Origin of the sequence: Thioflexithrix psekupsensis (genome assembly GCF_002149925.1) — a bacterium.
Taxonomy (GTDB): Bacteria; Pseudomonadota; Gammaproteobacteria; order Beggiatoales; family Beggiatoaceae; genus Thioflexithrix; species Thioflexithrix psekupsensis.
The window spans coordinates 65,530-83,160 of sequence record NZ_MSLT01000024.1; the positions used below are offsets into that span (position 1 = coordinate 65,530).

At 44.7% G+C, this 17,631-nt stretch carries 16 protein-coding genes; 6 read left to right on the forward strand and 10 right to left on the reverse strand.

Annotated elements, in window-relative coordinates; genetic code table 11:
* Window positions 1–112 precede the first annotated feature (112 nt).
* The 5 genes from TPSD3_RS17370 to pqqC all read right to left on the reverse strand — a co-directional run bounded on the left by TPSD3_RS17370 (window position 113) and on the right by pqqC (window position 4,970).
* Window positions 113–1,783 (reverse strand): PP2C family protein-serine/threonine phosphatase, encoded by a 1,671-nt coding sequence (locus tag TPSD3_RS17370; protein WP_140048596.1) that lies wholly within the window; start codon window positions 1,781–1,783, stop codon window positions 113–115.
* A gap of 20 nt (window positions 1,784–1,803) precedes the next feature.
* Window positions 1,804–2,715, reverse strand: coding sequence for an ABC transporter substrate-binding protein (locus tag TPSD3_RS16785; protein ID WP_176329923.1), 912 nt, complete (start codon window positions 2,713–2,715; stop codon window positions 1,804–1,806).
* Between the two features lie 158 nt (window positions 2,716–2,873).
* Window positions 2,874–3,992: a pyrroloquinoline quinone biosynthesis protein PqqE gene (gene pqqE / locus TPSD3_RS16790; RefSeq protein ID WP_086489771.1), complete on the reverse strand. Its 1,119-nt coding sequence runs from the start codon at window positions 3,990–3,992 to the stop codon at window positions 2,874–2,876.
* Window positions 3,961–4,248 carry a pyrroloquinoline quinone biosynthesis peptide chaperone PqqD gene (pqqD, locus tag TPSD3_RS16795; protein WP_086489709.1) on the reverse strand — a complete coding sequence of 96 codons (288 nt, stop codon included), beginning with the start codon at window positions 4,246–4,248 and terminating at the stop codon, window positions 3,961–3,963. Before pqqD ends, pqqE begins: the two co-directional genes overlap by 32 nt.
* Window positions 4,245–4,970, reverse strand: coding sequence for a pyrroloquinoline-quinone synthase PqqC (gene pqqC / locus TPSD3_RS16800; protein ID WP_086489710.1), 726 nt, complete (start codon window positions 4,968–4,970; stop codon window positions 4,245–4,247). The genes pqqD and pqqC overlap by 4 nt, the downstream gene beginning before the upstream one ends.
* A 243-nt stretch (window positions 4,971–5,213) precedes the next feature.
* On the opposite strand from pqqC, the gene prpB reads away from it, so the two are divergent.
* The 3 genes from prpB (at window position 5,214) to TPSD3_RS16815 (ending at window position 8,799) form a co-directional block, all read left to right on the forward strand.
* Window positions 5,214–6,101: a methylisocitrate lyase gene (prpB, locus tag TPSD3_RS16805; RefSeq protein WP_086489711.1), complete on the forward strand. Its 888-nt coding sequence runs from the start codon at window positions 5,214–5,216 to the stop codon at window positions 6,099–6,101.
* Window positions 6,102–7,235 (forward strand): bifunctional 2-methylcitrate synthase/citrate synthase, encoded by a 1,134-nt coding sequence (gene prpC, locus TPSD3_RS16810; protein ID WP_086489712.1) that lies wholly within the window; start codon window positions 6,102–6,104, stop codon window positions 7,233–7,235.
* A gap of 112 nt (window positions 7,236–7,347) precedes the next feature.
* Window positions 7,348–8,799 carry a bifunctional 2-methylcitrate dehydratase/aconitate hydratase gene (locus TPSD3_RS16815; RefSeq protein WP_086489713.1) on the forward strand — a complete coding sequence of 484 codons (1,452 nt, stop codon included), beginning with the start codon at window positions 7,348–7,350 and terminating at the stop codon, window positions 8,797–8,799.
* Window positions 8,800–9,107: 308 nt separating this feature from the next.
* On the opposite strand, the gene greA is transcribed toward TPSD3_RS16815, so the two are convergent.
* The 3 genes from greA to carA form a co-directional block, all read right to left on the reverse strand.
* Complete coding sequence (gene greA, locus TPSD3_RS16820; protein ID WP_086489714.1) at window positions 9,108–9,584, reverse strand: transcription elongation factor GreA; 477 nt, start codon at window positions 9,582–9,584, stop codon at window positions 9,108–9,110.
* A 243-nt stretch (window positions 9,585–9,827) separates the two neighbouring features.
* Window positions 9,828–13,088: a carbamoyl-phosphate synthase large subunit gene (gene carB, locus TPSD3_RS16825; protein WP_086489715.1), complete on the reverse strand. Its 3,261-nt coding sequence runs from the start codon at window positions 13,086–13,088 to the stop codon at window positions 9,828–9,830.
* An 81-nt stretch (window positions 13,089–13,169) separates the two neighbouring features.
* Window positions 13,170–14,312 (reverse strand): glutamine-hydrolyzing carbamoyl-phosphate synthase small subunit, encoded by a 1,143-nt coding sequence (gene carA / locus TPSD3_RS16830; RefSeq protein WP_086489716.1) that lies wholly within the window; start codon window positions 14,310–14,312, stop codon window positions 13,170–13,172.
* Between the two features lie 311 nt (window positions 14,313–14,623).
* On the opposite strand from carA, the gene TPSD3_RS16835 reads away from it, so the two are divergent.
* Genes TPSD3_RS16835 through hemB form a run of 3 tightly spaced genes read left to right on the forward strand, consistent with a single transcriptional unit; the run spans window position 14,624 to window position 16,694 of the window.
* Window positions 14,624–14,968: a hypothetical protein gene (locus TPSD3_RS16835; RefSeq protein ID WP_086489717.1), complete on the forward strand. Its 345-nt coding sequence runs from the start codon at window positions 14,624–14,626 to the stop codon at window positions 14,966–14,968.
* 4 nt (window positions 14,969–14,972) lie between these two features.
* Window positions 14,973–15,668, forward strand: a complete 696-nt coding sequence (locus tag TPSD3_RS16840) for an MBL fold metallo-hydrolase (RefSeq protein WP_086489718.1) — start codon at window positions 14,973–14,975, stop codon at window positions 15,666–15,668.
* Between the two features lie 21 nt (window positions 15,669–15,689).
* Window positions 15,690–16,694: a porphobilinogen synthase gene (hemB, locus tag TPSD3_RS16845; protein WP_086489719.1), complete on the forward strand. Its 1,005-nt coding sequence runs from the start codon at window positions 15,690–15,692 to the stop codon at window positions 16,692–16,694.
* A gap of 89 nt (window positions 16,695–16,783) precedes the next feature.
* Here hemB and rpsI read toward each other — a convergent pair whose 3' ends face one another.
* Together rpsI and rplM are read right to left on the reverse strand one after the other, a co-directional pair.
* Window positions 16,784–17,176, reverse strand: a complete 393-nt coding sequence (gene rpsI, locus TPSD3_RS16850; RefSeq protein WP_086489720.1) for a 30S ribosomal protein S9 — start codon at window positions 17,174–17,176, stop codon at window positions 16,784–16,786.
* Window positions 17,177–17,182: 6 nt separating this feature from the next.
* Window positions 17,183–17,617, reverse strand: coding sequence for a 50S ribosomal protein L13 (gene rplM, locus TPSD3_RS16855; RefSeq protein ID WP_086489721.1), 435 nt, complete (start codon window positions 17,615–17,617; stop codon window positions 17,183–17,185).
* Window positions 17,618–17,631: the final 14 nt, after the last annotated feature.

Below are 17,631 nucleotides of genomic sequence, written 5' to 3' on the forward strand. Positions count from 1 at the left end.
CCTTTAGGTACTTAGCTTATAAAAAAAACATTATCTCGTTCCCACATGCCATGTGGAAACGAGGGAACAGGCTGATATTCCAGATTATTTTTATTTAGGCACTTAATGTTATCTACAAACAATGGGGCGGAGACCGTTGTTTAATCACCAGTAAAGTCACATCATCCAAAATCTTAGCATCGCCAATATGGGCGCGTACATCAGCGATCACCGCATCTTTTACCGCTTCGGATGTCCCCTGCCAATGCGTCCTAATCACCTCACACAAACGTGCCAAACCATATAATTTCCCTTTGTTATTACGTGCTTCGGTAATGCCATCGGTGTAAAGTACAATGCCTTCGCCTGTTTTCAATTCCACTTCCATATTATCCACAAAACGGCTGATGTCTTCCGTCAAACCCACCAAAAAGCCTAAATCAAAAGTATCAATACAATGAATCGAACCATCACGTCGCACATGCAAAACTTCTTCGTGTTGTCCAGACAAACAAAATTTACCGTCGAAATAATCGAGAATCGATAAAGTCAAATTTTTATCCGATTCCATACGCTGAATATTATCGTATAAAGCGCGATTTAATAACGTCATAAAAACTTTGGGATCAGTGACATTATTCAACAACAAAGTACGCACCGCGGTTTGCACCATTAACATCAACACGCCACTTTCCAAACCATGTCCAGTGACATCACCAATACCGATTTTTACATGTCCATTGTGCTGCAAAACATCGTAATAATCGCCTCCCACTTCGCTGGCTGGCTCCATAAAACAAGCAATGTCCAAATCATCAATTTTATCTAATTCTTGTTGGTGAGGTAACACCATTTGTTGCAATTTGCGCGTGACTTCTAATTCCGTTCCCATGCGCACATTTTCTGCTTGTAACCTTTTATTGAGATGCGTAATTTCTTGATTAGCGGCTTCTAATTGTGCGGTGCGTTCAGACACTTTGGCTTCTAATTCACTAAAAAGCTGTTTTAATTCCACACTCATGCGAGAAAAGGCTTGGGCTAAATAACCGATTTCATCTTTACGCCACAATGGCAATTGCTGAGTATATTCCCAATTCCCTGCACTGAGATGTTGTGCTGCAATGTTCATTTGATTGATCGGGCGAATTAACCACACGGTTAAGACCAATAAAATTAATCCCGCACCTAAGAAAATCACTAAAACCGCATTATAAGTTTGCGCCAATAATTCTTGACGCATGTCTTTTTTAGCGGTGGTGAGGTCTTGCCACATGAGCAGTAAACCAATGCGATCAGGGCGAATACTGTCTGCATGTTGTCCTAAAATCACAGGATAAATCCCATAAACGCCATGATGGGCTTCACTAAAACTAATTTTTCCTATTTTGACATCGTTTTTAATTTGTGTCATATCCTGTGTGAGCTGATCAGAACGGCGAATGTCATCTGCATAATCAGCCAACACTTGACATAAAGAATGACCCAAATCTCCGCGCCTTAGCGAAGCCAACACTTTCCTGTCTTCATCCAACAACACAGCAAGCTTTACACTGGAATCTGATCCCATTCCAGCCACTTCTTCTTGTATCCGCAAAAAATCATTTTTTTGGATTAAATAAGCCAGACTTTCTTTAAGATGTTCTAAACGAAAACGTAATGTTTCTGCAATTTCCTGCTCAATTCGCGCATCGGCTTGATGCCAACTGTGGTAAAAAATATACGCATTCTGCGCACAAACCAACGTCAAAATCAGCAGGATAATTTTAAAATTAATCGACCTTAAAAAACGCGCCATGATTTCCATTCTCCCCAACACCTTAGTTTTTATAAATACTCACCACGAATACAAATCTGCTCCACGTGAACAGGATCAGACAACAGATGTTGTTCCTGCATGATACGGTTTAACTGGTGCAAAGTATCGCGCAAAGGTTCGGAAGTATTTGGTGCGCGGGTGAGGAGTTGGCGGTTTTCGTCTCGATCCGGCAGAGTCAGACCCTCATACATCGCCACTACTTCAGAGGCAGGCAGTTGCATCCGCGGTGCCATCCGTGTAACAGCATCCTCTGTGTGACTGGCAAAATAATCTAAGGCTCCAAACCAATTATTAATCACATAATGGGCTTGTTCTGGGTATTTATCTAAATGGCTTTTTCGTACAACGAGAACATCTACAATTTCTCCGCGGATTTGACTGCTATCAAATAACTGCACCGCACCCGCCGCTAACAAACGACTACGCACAGGCTCAAAAGTCACCACCGCGTCCACTTTGCCAGACAAATAGCCCGCTTCATGTTGATCCAAAGCTAAGGGAACAATCGTGACATCTGTCACACTCAATTCAGCCGCTTGTAAGGCGCGAGCCAGCATATAAGCCCCTACGGCTGTATTTTCTACCCCAATACGCACCCCTTTTACATCAGACAACTGTTGTAAACTGGGTTTACCCATTACCACGTCCGCGCCCTCTGAAATGTCCATGACCAACACAATACACGCATCCGTCGTGGCCTGATACAAAGACAGCACCTCATCTAAAGTTAATGCTGCGCCTTCGGTGTGCTGCTCCAGAAAACGGCGAAGACTTTGCGAAGTAGAAGAGTTCTCCACCAAACGTACTTTATCATCGGTTAAATAGCCCAAACTGCGCGCCAAATATAACGGCTCATAACCCGGCCAAAAATTCGTGCCAATGCGTAAAGGCGCATCAGGCGTATTTCTATTACAAGCCACAAGGCTGAAAATTAAAATAAAAGTTAAAATTGATCTGAGGCCGAAGGCAAGAGTTTGTTGTATCATCATTGTTATATTCTTTTGATGTTAAGAACTGAATCAGAAACCCGCCATTTCCCTCTATTCTGATTCAGGAGAAAGTCGCCAAACGATTCATTTTAAAATCGTTTAGCATTCTGTGGGTTGCGTAAAATAAGTGGTGTATTTTTAGGATTATCTGCACGATTAATAATATCCACCACCTTATCATGGTGAGGGGACAATTCACAAACGGGATCCGCTTCACACGCATCGCCCGTTAATAAATAGGCTTGGCAACGACAGCCCCCAAAATCCTTACTTTTCTCAGGACAACTGCGACAAGGTTCTTTCATCCACTCATCGCCGCGATAACGATTAAACGCGGGAGAATCATTCCAAATCCACTCCACAGAAGCCTCTTTAACGTTAGGAAACGTCAAGCCCGGTAACTGTCGCGCTTCGTGACACGGTAAAGCCGTCCCATCGGGTGCAATAGTTAAAAACACCGCGCCCCAACCATTCATACAAGCTTTTGGGCGTTTTTCGTAATAATCGGGAACAACATAATAAATTTTCATTTTTCCCTTCATACGTTCTTGATAAGCATGAGCAATTTTTTCACCTTCAACCAATTGTGCTTGACTGGGCATCAACTGCTCACGATTCACCCACGCCCAACCATAATATTGTGCAGTGGCTAATTCCACATAATCCGCTTCTAATTGAATCGCTAATTCTAAAATATCCGCAATTTGCTCAATATTATGACGGTGCAAAACAAAACACAATACCATAGGATAACCGTGTTTTTTAACCGCTTGTGCCATGGCTAATTTATGTTGAAAAGTGGTTGTGCCTGCTAATTGATCATTTAACGTTTCCTCACTGGCTTGGAAACTGATTTGAATATGATCCAAACCCGCTTGGCGAAATGCGGCCACTCGCGCCTCATCCATACCAATAGCAGAAGTAATTAAATTACTGTAATAACCCAATTGACGCGCCTCAGCAATAAGCTGTTCTAAATCCGTGCGCACCAAAGGTTCTCCGCCAGAAAATCCCAATTGTAACGCGCCCAATTGACGCGCTTCTTTTAACACACGAATCCATTGATCGGTGGTTAATTCTTGGCTACGCGAATAACGATTAAAATCCAGCGGATTAGAACAATACGCGCATTGCAAAGGACAGGCATAAGTCAATTCTGCCAATAACCACAAAGGCTTAGGTAGCGGGCGAGTAGTCGATCCAACCATGTTCATAAGCAGTTCTCAAAAATTCGTAAATGTCAGGGCGTAAATCTCCCGCATCGGGAAATTGTTGTTCTAATTCTTGGATTAATTCCAATACCGTTTTATCTCCTTTTGCACACCGTGATAGAATCTCACCTGCACTAGAATTTAACGTGATCATGCCTTCTGGATATAATAAAACATAAGCATTTTGTGCCGCTTCCCATTGAAAGCGATATAATGACTGAATGCGAATGATGTGCGAATCAAGTAGATTCATACTGGTTTTTCCACCGTAAAAAAGGGAGGCATTTTTAACACATAAGCCATTTGCATGGCATCTAGCATGGTCCAGAGAATTTCCAATTTAAATTGCAAAATTGATAAGGCGTGCATTTGCTGTTCATAGGTTTGAAAATAATCCAAAGTAATTTGCAAACCTTGCTGCACATCTCGACGTGCTTCGCTTAATCGATTACGAAAATATTGTAAACCAGAGCTTTCAATCCATGTATAATGATTTGGCCACGTATCCAAACGTTTTTGATGAATTTCAGGGGCAAATAACTCAGTTAATGAAGAACATGCGGCTTCTTGCCATGTGGCTTGTTGTGCAAAATGCAAATAAGCATCAACCGCAAAGCGCACCCCAGGCAATAAATGTTTAAATGACCACAACTCCTCACGAGTCAAACCGCAAGCCTCACCCAAACGCAGCCACGCTTCAATGCCGCCTTCTTGCCCGTCGCGGCCGTCGTGGTCAATGATGCGCTGTATCCAATGGCGGCGTACATGTTGATCGGGACAATTCGACAAAATCGCCGCATCTTTACGCGGAATCGTCACTTGATAATAAAAACGATTAGCCACCCAACCTTGAATCTGTTCACGAGTACATTCGCCGCGATTCATAGCCACGTGGTAGGGATGATAAATGTGATAATAAGCCCCTTTAGCCCGCAATTGGGCTTCAAATTCAGTACGACTTAGTGCAGATGGCATAAAAAGCTCCTTTGTGGTGGTTTTTTGTTGAAAACTAAGGTTAGTTTAACGAAAAAATAAAAGGCGTAAAGTTTTTTATTTTCCCATTAAGTATTTTGCTGTAGCATAATTTTTGTCCACTGTTATCATTGAATTTATCAATGATACTTTACAATAGAATTAACTCCGCTTATGCTACACACGCCTTTTTAAACACGGCTTAAACGCTCTCAGAATAACTACACCATGGAGACCACCCAATCTATGAGCCAAATTCACTCTGCTGGCGCACGTTTTCGTCAAGCTGTCGCCGCTGAACAGCCGTTGCAAGTTGTCGGCACCATCAACGCTTACACGGCACTGCTCGCGCAACGCAGTGGTTTTAAAGCCCTTTATCTTTCGGGTGCGGGCGTGGCGAATGCGTCTTTTGGCTTGCCCGATTTGGGAATTACCACGCTGAATGACGTACTAACTGACGCAAGTCGTATCACTGCAAGTACCGATTTACCGTTATTGGTCGATATTGACACGGGCTGGGGTAGTGCATTTTCCATCGCTCGTACTATCAAAGAAATGACCCGCGCAGGAGTTGCCGCCGTTCATATCGAAGATCAAGTGCAGGCCAAACGCTGTGGCCACCGTCCTAACAAAGCATTGGTTTCTACAGATGAAATGGTTGACCGCGTTAAAGCCGCCGTCGATGCCAAAATAGACAGCGAATTTGTACTCATGGCGCGCACCGATGCCCACGCCAGCGAAGGACAACAAGCCGCGATTGACCGCGCTTGTGCTTACGTTGAAGCGGGTGCGGACATGATTTTTGCCGAAGCCTTGCACACTTTGGAAGATTATCAAGCCTTTACTCGTGCGGTTCACGTTCCCGTATTGGCAAATATTACTGAATTTGGTAAAACACCTTTGTTTACCGTTGAACAATTGCGAGCGGTGGGCGTGGGTTTAGTGTTATACCCATTATCGGCGTATCGTGCCATGAGTGCGGCCGCAATTGAAGTTTACGACACCATTCGCCAACAAGGCACTCAACAAGCGGTGATTGACAAAATGCAAACTCGTGCTGAATTGTACGAAGTGCTGGGTTATCACACCTATGAACAAAAATTAGATGCCCTATTTCGCAAGGAGAGCAATTAAATGTCTGAAGCTAAAGTGGTTGATAAAAATGCAGGCGGCTTACGCGGTCAAGTCGCAGGTCAAACTTCCATTTGTACCGTAGGCAAGTCAGGTTGTGGCTTAACTTATCGCGGTTATGAAATTGAAGAGTTGGCAGAAAAATCTACTTTTGAAGAAGTGGCTTATCTGCTGTTATATGGAAAATTGCCGACTGCGGCGGAATTAGACAATTATCAGCAACGTTTACGCAGTTTGCGCGGTTTGCCTGCGGCCTTAAAAAGCGCGTTAGAACTGATTCCGGCCAACGCCCACCCAATGGATGTCATGCGCACGGGCTGTTCTATTTTAGGTACGTTAGAGCCTGAAGAAAGTTTTGAACAACAACATACCGTTGCAGATCGTTTACTGGCGACTTTTCCGGGCATTTTATGCTACTGGTATCGTTTTGTGACTTACGGACAACGGATTGATGGTTATACACCAGAACCCAGTTTAGCGGGTCATTTCCTGCATTTGTTACACAATAAAACTCCGAATGAGCAGCATCGTCGTTGTATGGATGCGTCATTGATTCTGTATGCGGAGCATGAATTTAATGCGTCTACATTTACAGCGCGAGTGTGTGCGGCGACCTTGTCTGATTTTTACTCTTGCATTACAGGTGCGATTGGTTCATTGCGTGGCCCGTTGCACGGGGGCGCGAATGAAGCCGCGATGGCTTTAATTGAAAAATTCCACAATCCCGAAGAAGCCGCTACGGGCTTAAAAGACATGTTAGCGCGCAAAGAGAAAATCATGGGATTTGGTCATGCGGTTTATTCTAAATATGATCCGCGTAATGCGACTATTAAAGGCTGGTCAAAAACATTAGCCGAAACGGTAAATGGACAAAATTTATACGCCATTTCTGAGGCAATTGAAACGGTCATGTGGGATGAGAAACAATTATTTCCCAATTTAGATTTTTACAGTGCCAGTGCCTATCATTTCATGGGCATTCCCACGCCGTTATTTACGCCCATTTTCGTTATGTCGCGCATCACGGGTTGGGCGGCGCATGTCATGGAACAACGCGGCAATAATAAATTAATCCGTCCGAGTGCGGAATATATTGGCCCTGAAAGTCGCCCTTATTTACCCATTGAACAACGGTAATTTTTTCTCTTATCCCGCCGTGAATAAAACCTGTTTTTTAGGTGAAAGAAACAGGCGGGAATTTTCATTATTTCTCAATAACAATCACCCTTAATCATAGAAAGGAACACCTATGTCTGCTTACGACATTCGAGATACAAAACGCCCTGATCCTGATCAAGTTTTCGTGGATATTGCTGATTACGTTATGAATTACGACGTAACGCAAAGCAAGGAAGCGATGGAAACGGCGCGTTATTGTTTAATGGATACTTTGGGTTGTGGACTGTTGGCGTTGAGCTACCCAGCGTGTACAAAAGTGTTGGGGCCAGTGGTACCAGGCGCGTCTATGCCGAATGGCGTACGAGTACCGGGGACTTCTTACGAATTAGACCCCGTACAAGGTGCGTTTAACATTGGTGCGATGATTCGTTGGTTGGATTTCAACGACACGTGGTTAGCCGCAGAATGGGGACATCCGTCAGACAATTTAGGTGGTATTTTAGCGGTAGCGGATTACTTGAGTCGCAAAGCGGTTTCTGAAGGGAAGCCTGCATTGACCATGAAACAAGTTTTAGAAGCGATGATTAAAGCGCATGAAATTCAAGGTGTTATTGCTTTAGAAAATGGTTTTAATCGCGTTGGTTTAGACCATGTGATGTTAGTGCGGATTGCCACGACCGCGGTGGTCACCAAAATGTTGGGCGGTACACGCCAAGAAGTTATCGACGCAGTATCACACGCATGGATTGATGGTAGTGCGTTACGCACCTATCGCCACGCTCCAAATACAGGTTCACGCAAGAGCTGGGCGGCAGGCGACGCGACCAGTCGCGGCGTGCGTTTGGCGTTAATGGTGTTACGTGGTGAAATGGGTTATCCTTCTGCGTTGACCGCGAAAACATGGGGTTTTAACGACGTATTATTCAAAGGCAACAGCTTGAAATTCACCCAATCCTACGCGACTTACGTCATGGAAAATGTGTTATTCAAGATTTCCTTCCCCGCCGAATTCCACTCACAAACCGCGTGTGAAGCCGCAGTCACATTGCATCCGCACGTGGTGGGCAAATTCGATCAAATCGAAAAAATCGTGATCGAAACCCAAGAATCAGGTGTGCGGATTATCGACAAAACAGGCCCCTTAAACAATCCTGCTGACCGCGATCATTGTATTCAATACATGGTGGCCGTGCCTTTGATCAAAGGCAATTTGACTGCGGAAGATTACGAGGACGACGTGGCTTCTAATCCTTTGATCGACGAGTTACGCAACAAGATGGAAGTCGTTGAAAACAAACAATTTACTGTAGATTACTTAGACGCAGCCAAGCGTTCTATTGGTAATTCAGTACAAGTGTTTTTCAAAGACGGCAGTAAGACTGAAAAGGTTTCAGTAGAATACCCAATTGGTCATCGTCGTCGCCGCGCCGAAGGCATCCCAGTATTGCAAGCGAAATTCGAGCGTAATCTAGCTACTCGTTTATCGCCCAAAAAATCAGCCCAGATTTTAACACTCTGCGCTGATCAAGCGACACTGGAGAGTACGGCGGTGAATGAGTTTATGAGTTTGTTTGTGGTGTAGGATGTAAAGTTTTGTATCTCTTAAAGCCTGCAACGAATAAATAAGTTGCGGGCTTTTTTATATTTCTAATTCAGCAATTCTCAATTTAAACCATTACAAATAATAATGTTTTTATAATTGATTGAAAGTAAAGATTATGAACAAACTCGAAGTATTTTTCTAATTTTTGCCCGTTATCAAGCTCCAAGACTGTAAAAGAAATTGCAAAAGCACTATTTTTTGCTTATAAATCACAAAAAAAAGGGATAAAAACCCAAAATATAATATTATCATTTTGGCTTATCCCTTTTATATCCCGTTACCGAAAATTAAACATATTTCACTTCGATAATTTCATATTCTCTTTTGCCACTGGGGGCTTGCACCACGGCAATTTCGCCTTCTTCTTTATTAATCAAAGCGCGTGCAATGGGCGAAGTCACAGAAATTAAATTAGCCTTAATATCGGCTTCATCTTCACCGACAATTTGATAAGTCACTTCCTCTTCCGTTTCCACGTTCATTAACACCACTGTGGCACCAAAAACAATTTTGCCATTATTCGGCAAACGCGAAACATCAATAATGTGCGCCGTGGCTAATTTGCCTTCAATCTCGGCAATGCGCCCTTCCACAAAAGATTGCTGCTCACGAGCGGCATGATATTCCGCATTTTCTTTCAAATCGCCATGCGCTCTGGCTTCGGCAATAGCTGCGATAATTTTCGGCCGCGTCACCGATTTTAACTCCTGCAATTCTGCCCGCAATTGCTCCGCACCCTTAACTGTCATTGGGGATTTATTCATTGATTCACCACCGTTTTTTCTATTGTCAATTCACTCAATTTTCTTAAAAATGAGTACCCATTACAAATGTTAAACAAAAGCAAACCCGACCAGTCGCAGAATAAACACGATTAATTCGTTTTCATTCCGCAATCAGTCAGGTATTAAGCCAATGCAAAGGGATAACACGCATAAACCCGTGTTATCCCCAAAAAATAACGCCGTCGTTAATAGTGCCGAATGTTCGGCTCTATGATGCCCGCACTAAGTCGGTGAGGCTTGGGTGTAGTTTAAACCTGATAGCTCCTTATGTAAATCTTGTAAGCGATTTACGCCGCGAATATCAGTTGTTTTCAACGCCAACACCGTCGCACGTGCGCCTGCGATAGTCGTGGTGTAAGTCACTTTGTGTTGCAAAGCAGAACGACGAATGGTAAATGAATCCGCAATCGCTTGTTTACCTTCTGTGGTATTAATGATAAAAGCGATTTCATCATTTTTAATTTTATCCACCACATGCGGACGGCCTTCCAACACTTTATTCACAGCCTCACACGGTAAACCCGCCTCTTTCAAGGCTTGCGCTGTACCGCGAGTGGCTATCAGGCTAAAACCCAAGTCCAACAAAGACCGCGCCACGCCCACCACCGCACCTTTATCCGCTTCGCGCACGCTGATAAACGCCACGCCGGGACTTGGCAGCGACGATCCTGATGCCAATAACGACTTGGCAAACGCCTCGCCAAACGTTCTCCCCACGCCCATGACCTCGCCTGTGGACTTCATTTCAGGGCCGAGTAACGGATCGACCGTAGGGAATTTGACAAAAGGAAACACGGATTCTTTCACCGAATAGTAATGCGGAATGCACTCAGATGTAACACCTTGTTGTGCCAGCGTTTGTCCCACCATACACCGCGCCGCAATTTTCGCCAAAGATAAGCCTGTCGCTTTGGAGACAAATGGCACAGTACGCGAAGCCCGCGGATTCACTTCTAATACAAATACCGTGTCTTGCTGAATCGCAAATTGCGCATTGACCAAACCAATCACATTAAGCTGTTTTGCCATACGACTGATTTGCTCGCGTAATTCATCTTGTAACATCGGCGATAAAGTATAAGGCGGCAAAGAACACGCAGAATCACCCGAATGAATCCCCGCTTGTTCAATATGTTCCATGATGCCCCCGATTAACACGGATTCACCATCACAAATCGCATCCACATCAATTTCCGTGGCATCGTTTAAAAAGCGGTCGAGTAAAACCGGCGAATCATTCGACACCGCCACCGCATAACGCATGTAATTTCTTAATTCATCTTGATTATAAACGATTTCCATTGCGCGTCCACCCAAAACATAAGACGGACGGACTACTAAGGGATAACCGATTTCCTCCGCGCAGGCAATGGCTACTTCGGGCGTGCGGGCGGTGCGATTGGGCGGTTGACGAAAACCCAATTGATCCACCAATTGCTGAAAACGCTCCCGATCTTCGGCTAAATCAATCGAATCCGGCGAAGTGCCAATAATCGGCACGCCTGCGGCTTCTAGGGGACGCGCCAATTTTAATGGCGTTTGTCCACCGTATTGCACAATCACCCCTTTAGGCTGTTCTAAGTGTACAATTTCCAGTACATCTTCCAAAGTCAACGGCTCAAAATACAAGCGATCAGAGGTATCGTAATCGGTAGAAACCGTCTCAGGATTACAATTAACCATAATCGTTTCATAACCATCTTCCCGCAACGCCAAAGCCGCTTGTACACAACAATAATCGAATTCGATCCCTTGTCCGATGCGATTTGGCCCGCCACCTAAAATGATGATTTTTTCTCGTTTAGTTGGTTCTGCTTCACAGGCCTGCTCATAAGTTGAATACATATAAGCCGTATTCGATGCAAACTCCGCCGCACACGAATCCACGCGCTTATACACAGGGCGAATACCGAATTCATGGCGTTGTGTGCGCAAAGTCAATTCGCTTACACCCACCAATTGCGCCAAACGCGCATCAGCAAAGCCTTTGCGTTTTAACACACGTAAACGATCCGCGGTTAATGCGGCCAAGCCACCGGCTTTTACTTCGGCTTCTTCTTCGATTAAATTGGCGATTTGGGTCAAAAACCACGGATCAATTTTCGTAAAATCAAACACATCTTGAATTGACCAGCCCGCACGAAACGCATCGCTAATGTACCACAAACGCTCTGGCCCCGGCACTTGTAAATGATGACGTAAAACATCACGAACTTCATCGCTGGTTAAATCTTGATTCGGGTCTAAGCGTTCATCAAACCCAAACGCGCCCGTTTCCAAGCCACGTAAGACCTTTTGTAAAGACTCTTGAAACGTTCTACCCATTGCCATCACTTCGCCTACGGACTTCATTTGTGTGGTCAGTAAGGGTTCTGCTTGGGGGAATTTTTCAAATGTAAAACGAGGAACTTTGGTCACCACGTAGTCAATTGACGGTTCAAACGAGGCCGGAGTCACACCACCTGTAATATCATTAGCCAATTCATCTAACGTATAACCAATAGCCAATTTTGCCGCGACTTTGGCAATGGGAAAGCCCGTCGCCTTAGAAGCCAACGCCGAAGAACGCGACACCCGCGGATTCATCTCAATAATGATCATGTGACCATTTTCAGGATTAATCGCAAATTGTACGTTAGAGCCGCCCGTATCCACGCCGATTTCCCGTAAAACGGCAATCGACGCATTACGCATAATTTGATATTCTTTATCGGTCAAGGTTTGCGTGGGGGCGACGGTGATCGAATCGCCTGTGTGTACGCCCATGGGGTCTAGGTTTTCAATCGCACAGACAATAATACAATTATCTTTGCGATCCCGCACCACTTCCATTTCGTATTCTTTCCAACCCAATACGGATTGCTCAACCAGTAATTCATGAATGGGCGATAATTCTAAACCGCGAGTACAAATGGCTAAAAATTCCTCACGATTATACGCAATTCCACCGCCGCTGCCGCCTAAAGTAAACGAAGGACGAATGACAATGGGAAAACCAATTTCTGCTTCTGCGGCTAAGGCTTCGTCTATATTGCGCACAATGATCGAATAAGGCATGTCTAAGCCAATTTTACGCATGGCATCGCGGAATAATTCCCGATCTTCAGCTTTTTCGATGGCTTCTTGCGACGCGCCGATCATTTCGACATTAAATTGCGCCAAAACCCCATTTTTAACCAAATCTAACGCGCAATTTAACGCCGTTTGCCCGCCCATTGTGGGCAATAGGGCATCAGGGCGTTCGTGTTCGATAATGCGGGCAACGGTTTCCCATTGAATGGGTTCGATATACGTCGCATCCGCCATATTGGGATCGGTCATGATCGTGGCGGGATTGGAATTGACCAAAATGACCCGATACCCTTCTTGTTTCAAGGCTTTACAGGCTTGCGCCCCAGAATAATCAAATTCACAGGCTTGACCAATCACAATCGGCCCCGCCCCAATAATCAGAATACTTTGAATGTCTGTACGTTTAGGCATATTACGAATCGTTCTGGACAGTGAAAAAGAAACAGCACGCTTACAGCCAATGCCGATGTTGCTTAAAGTAAAATGAGTGGGTTATTTTTGCGCTGTTTTTTGCTGCATCAACGCAACAAAGCGGTCAAATAAACCCGATACATCATGTGGCCCCGGACTGGCTTCAGGATGCCCTTGAAAACTAAACGCAGGTTTATCTGTCCGTTCAATGCCTTGCAACGAACCATCGAATAAGGAACGGTGTGTGGCTCTCAAGAATTTGGGCAAACTGGACTCATCTACGGCAAAACCATGGTTTTGACTGGTGATAAAGACTTGTTTATTATCCAAATCTTGTACGGGATGATTTGCGCCGTGGTGGCCGAATTTCATTTTTGAAGTCCGCGCACCGCTGGCTAAACCAAGCAGTTGATGTCCCAAACAAATGCCAAAAATCGGCAAATAAGGCTGTTCTAACAGCGTTCCAATGGCAGAAATCGCATAATCACATGGTTCTGGATCGCCGGGGCCATTGGATAAAAATACGCCATCGGGTTGCAAATCTAAAATAGCTTGGGCGGGCGTTTTCGCAGGAACGACAGTTAAACGACAGCCGCGATCCGCAAGTAAGCGCAAAATCGCGTGCTTTACGCCAAAATCATAAGCAACCACATGCCATTGTGAGGCCTCAAGCGGGCTGTCGGCATTGGTGGCCAATTGCCATGAACGACGTTGCCATGAGTAAGTTTCCGCCGTGGTGACTTCTTGGGCTAAATCCATGCCTTTTAAGCCGGCAAAGGCGCGTGCTGCGGCAATAGCCGCATCGGGATCAAGGTTATCGCCGGCCATTACACAACCGTTTTGCGCGCCTTTTTCGCGTAAAATACGGGTTAATTGGCGCGTATCGATGCCCGCAATCGCCACCACGTTGTGACGAATTAAATAATCGTCTAAAGTCTCTTGAGCGCGCCAATTGCTGGCCAACAAAGGCAAATCCCGAATAATTAAACCCGCGGCATAAACCTGTTCCGATTCTTGGTCAAACGAATTCGTGCCGACGCTGCCGATGTGGGGATAAGTGAGCGTGACCAATTGTCGATGATAAGAGGGGTCGGTTAAAATTTCTTGATAACCCGTCATGGCAGTGTTAAACACAACTTCGCCGACGCTTTGGCCGGGAACACCAATGGATTCTCCATAAAACAGACGACCGTCTGCGAGTGCGAGTAAGGCTGGTTTGTTCAAGAACCGTCTCCAGTTACAAGGGTGATGCGATAAGCTAAGTGATTGAATCAATTTGAATCAATAAGAGAGAAGAGGCCGATAAGCAAACAAATCGAATGCCCAACGCTTCAGATAGAAGGCGATTAAGCAAACCATTTTACGGGACTGGGTGCATTGCAGCAAGATTTAAAGGGGAGGGGATTGGGGATGGATGCGATTTTAAGGATTTGTCAAACAAAAGGAAGCCATCGCTTGTGCAGAAAAGGTGGATAAGGTTAATATCAACGAATTCACCAGAGTGATAGTCAACACAACCCCAATAGGAGGATAATATGCGAATTGAAGGCGGTTTAAGTATTGCAGGAATTATGGCGATTGTGATTTCTTATGTTTTATTATTACTGGCATTTATTGTTGTTGAAGAACAAAGAATGCTTTATATTATTGGTGGTTTTGCGGGTTTTTTATTAGGGTTATTATTACTAGCATTTGCAAAAATTATTCACTTACAAACAGAAACACTGAAACAATTAGAAACATTGGTACGTTTCGACCGTGCGCAAACGAAAGTCTTAACCGACTTTGCCGCTAACAATACTCCTGTAAAAAAGAATCCCTCCCCCACAGCAATAAAACAAAATTCGCCCTCTGTTCTGACTCCAGAAAAAAAGGATTAACCCAATGTCTAATGAAAAACCTTTCTCCATTACCACGCTTGAATTAGGGCCAATGGAAAATTTTATTTACCTGATTCATGACCACGCCACCCAACGCGCTGCCGTCGTTGATCCCGCATGGGATGTGCCGTCAATTGTGCAAGCGGCTGAGAAATTGGAAGTCACCATTACTGATGTGTTATTAACCCACAGTCATCATGATCATGTGAATGGCTTAACGGGATTATTACAACACTATGATGCGCAAATTCATTTGTTAAAACCGGAAGCACAATTTTGGGGGCATTATTTAGAATTACCCACTTTACATCACGGTGGCGATCAGATTCAATTGGGCAAAACCACGATTGATATTTTACACACGCCCGGCCACACGCCCGGTTCGGCTTGTTATCAAATTGATCAACATGTGATCACGGGAGATACTTTATTTATTTTCGGTTGTGGACGCTGTGATTTAACGGGCGGCGACCCCGAACAAATGTTTTATACTTTAAAACGATTAGGGCAAGAATTACCGCCGCACACTTGTTTGCATCCCGGCCATCATTATGCCGAAAAAACCACTTCCACCATCGGCGAACAATTAGATGGCAATCCGTTTATGCACTTTAGTGAATTAAATGCGTTTATTCATTACCGAATGCACCAACACGATAAAATTCGTCAATCCCCTTATCGGGCAGAACCTAAATCTTAACTTTAAATAAAGCGTAATGTAATGACTGTTTCTACTCTTTTTCCCGCCATAAGAATGCGGAGAATGCGCCGCGATGATTTTTCTCGTCGTTTAATGCGGGAAAACCATTTAACGGTGGATAATTTAATTTATCCTGTATTTGTCACCGAAGGACAACAACAACGCCAACCCATTGATGCCATGCCCGGACAAGTGCGGTTTAGCCTAGATGAACTGCTCAAAGAAGCAGAAATTTGGGCGCGTTTGGGTATTCCTGCGTTGGCTTTGTTTCCCGTCGTACCGAGCGAAAAAAAATCATTGGAAGCGACAGAAGCCTGGAATCCCCAAGGTTTAGTTCAACGCAGTGTACGCGCCTTAAAACAAGCCGTGCCAGAATTAGGTATTATTACCGATGTGGCCTTAGACCCCTTTACCACCCACGGACAAGATGGATTAATTGACGCATCAGGTTATGTGGTGAATGATGACACGGTCGCCGCATTGGTCAAACAAGCCTTGTCACACGCCGCGGCGGGCGCGGATGTGATTGCGCCTTCAGATATGATGGATGGGCGCATTGGGCAAATTCGCCTTGCTTTAGAAAGTCATGGTTATGTGAATACGCGAATTATGGCGTATTCAGCTAAATATGCGTCTAGTTTTTACGGCCCGTTTCGGGATGCGGTGGGATCGGCAGGGGCGTTGGGACAGGGAAATAAGTATAGTTATCAAATGGATCCCGCTAACAGCGATGAAGCCATCCGCGAAGTCGCTTTGGATATTCAAGAAGGCGCGGATATGGTGATGGTTAAACCGGGTTTGCCTTATTTGGACATTGTGAGACGGGTAAAAACTGAATTGGGCGTTCCTACCTTTGCGTATCAGGTTAGTGGTGAATACGCCATGGTGAAAGCCGCCGCACAACACGGGTGGCTGAATGAAACTGCAATCATGTTAGAATCTCTGCTGTGTTTTCGTCGTGCGGGTGCGGATGGGATTTTAACTTATTTTGCGGTGCAAGCGGCTGAAGCCTTGCGTAAAACGTAATCTAAATCTAAAAATTGCTGCACCCACAAAAAAACCCACAAACGTATGAAACATTGTGGGTTTTTTTATACTGCAACACGTTGATAATATTAACGTTTTGAGTATTGAGGACGTTTGCGAGCTTTGTGCAAGCCCACTTTTTTCCGTTCTACTTCACGCGCATCACGAGTGACAAAACCCGCACGGCGCAAGGGCGAACGTAAATTTTCGTCGTATTCGATTAAGGCACGAGTCAAACCGTGACGAATGGCACCCGCTTGACCAGAACTGCCACCGCCGGCTACGGTGACGTAAATATCGAATTTATCCGTCATTTCAATCAATTCCAGCGGTTGACGCACAATCATACGCGCTGTTTTACGACCAAAATACTCGTCTAAAGGGCGGTCATTCACCATAATGCTGCCACTGCCAGAACGGACAAATACGCGAGCAGATGAGCTTTTACGACGACCTGTACTGTAATATTGTGTGATAGCCATGATGGATTAACCGTTTAATTTAAGTTCGACAGGTTGTTGGGCTTCGTGTCTATGTTCGGCACCGGCATAGACTTTTAGTTTGCGATACATGTCGCGTCCTAAAGGCCCTTTGGGTAACATCCCTTTTACGGCATTTTCAATAATGCGTTCGGGGTGTTTTTGCACCAGTTTGTCGAAACTAATGCCTTTAATTCCACCGGGGTAGCCGCTGTGATGATAGTACATTTTATCGGTGCGTTTGCGCCCGGTGACATGCACTTTTTCTGCATTGATGACCACGATATAATCGCCAGTGTCGATATGGGGGGTATATTCTGGCTTATGTTTACCACGTAAACGACGGGCAACTTCGGTAGCAAGCCGACCCAGAACCATATTCTCGGCATCGATCACATACCAGTCGCGTTTTACGTTCTGAGGTCTGGCACTGAAGGTTTTCATTAAAATACTCCGTT

Bases quoted from the DNA above. Each gene is read 5' to 3' on its own strand.
- TPSD3_RS17370 (WP_140048596.1), bottom strand. From the start codon at position 1,783: ATGGAAATCATGGCGCGTTTTTTAAGGTCGATTAATTTTAAAATTATC.
- pqqE (WP_086489771.1), bottom strand. From the start codon at position 3,992: ATGGTTGGATCGACTACTCGCCCGCTACCTAAGCCTTTGTGGTTATTG.
- pqqD (WP_086489709.1), bottom strand. From the start codon at position 4,248: ATGAATCTACTTGATTCGCACATCATTCGCATTCAGTCATTATATCGC.
- pqqC (WP_086489710.1), bottom strand. From the start codon at position 4,970: ATGCCATCTGCACTAAGTCGTACTGAATTTGAAGCCCAATTGCGGGCT.
- prpB (WP_086489711.1), top strand. From the start codon at position 5,214: ATGAGCCAAATTCACTCTGCTGGCGCACGTTTTCGTCAAGCTGTCGCC.
- prpC (WP_086489712.1), top strand. From the start codon at position 6,102: ATGTCTGAAGCTAAAGTGGTTGATAAAAATGCAGGCGGCTTACGCGGT.
- TPSD3_RS16815 (WP_086489713.1), top strand. From the start codon at position 7,348: ATGTCTGCTTACGACATTCGAGATACAAAACGCCCTGATCCTGATCAA.
- greA (WP_086489714.1), bottom strand. From the start codon at position 9,584: ATGAATAAATCCCCAATGACAGTTAAGGGTGCGGAGCAATTGCGGGCA.
- carB (WP_086489715.1), bottom strand. From the start codon at position 13,088: ATGCCTAAACGTACAGACATTCAAAGTATTCTGATTATTGGGGCGGGG.
- TPSD3_RS16835 (WP_086489717.1), top strand. From the start codon at position 14,624: ATGCGAATTGAAGGCGGTTTAAGTATTGCAGGAATTATGGCGATTGTG.
- TPSD3_RS16840 (WP_086489718.1), top strand. From the start codon at position 14,973: ATGTCTAATGAAAAACCTTTCTCCATTACCACGCTTGAATTAGGGCCA.
- hemB (WP_086489719.1), top strand. From the start codon at position 15,690: ATGACTGTTTCTACTCTTTTTCCCGCCATAAGAATGCGGAGAATGCGC.
- rpsI (WP_086489720.1), bottom strand. From the start codon at position 17,176: ATGGCTATCACACAATATTACAGTACAGGTCGTCGTAAAAGCTCATCT.
- rplM (WP_086489721.1), bottom strand. From the start codon at position 17,617: ATGAAAACCTTCAGTGCCAGACCTCAGAACGTAAAACGCGACTGGTAT.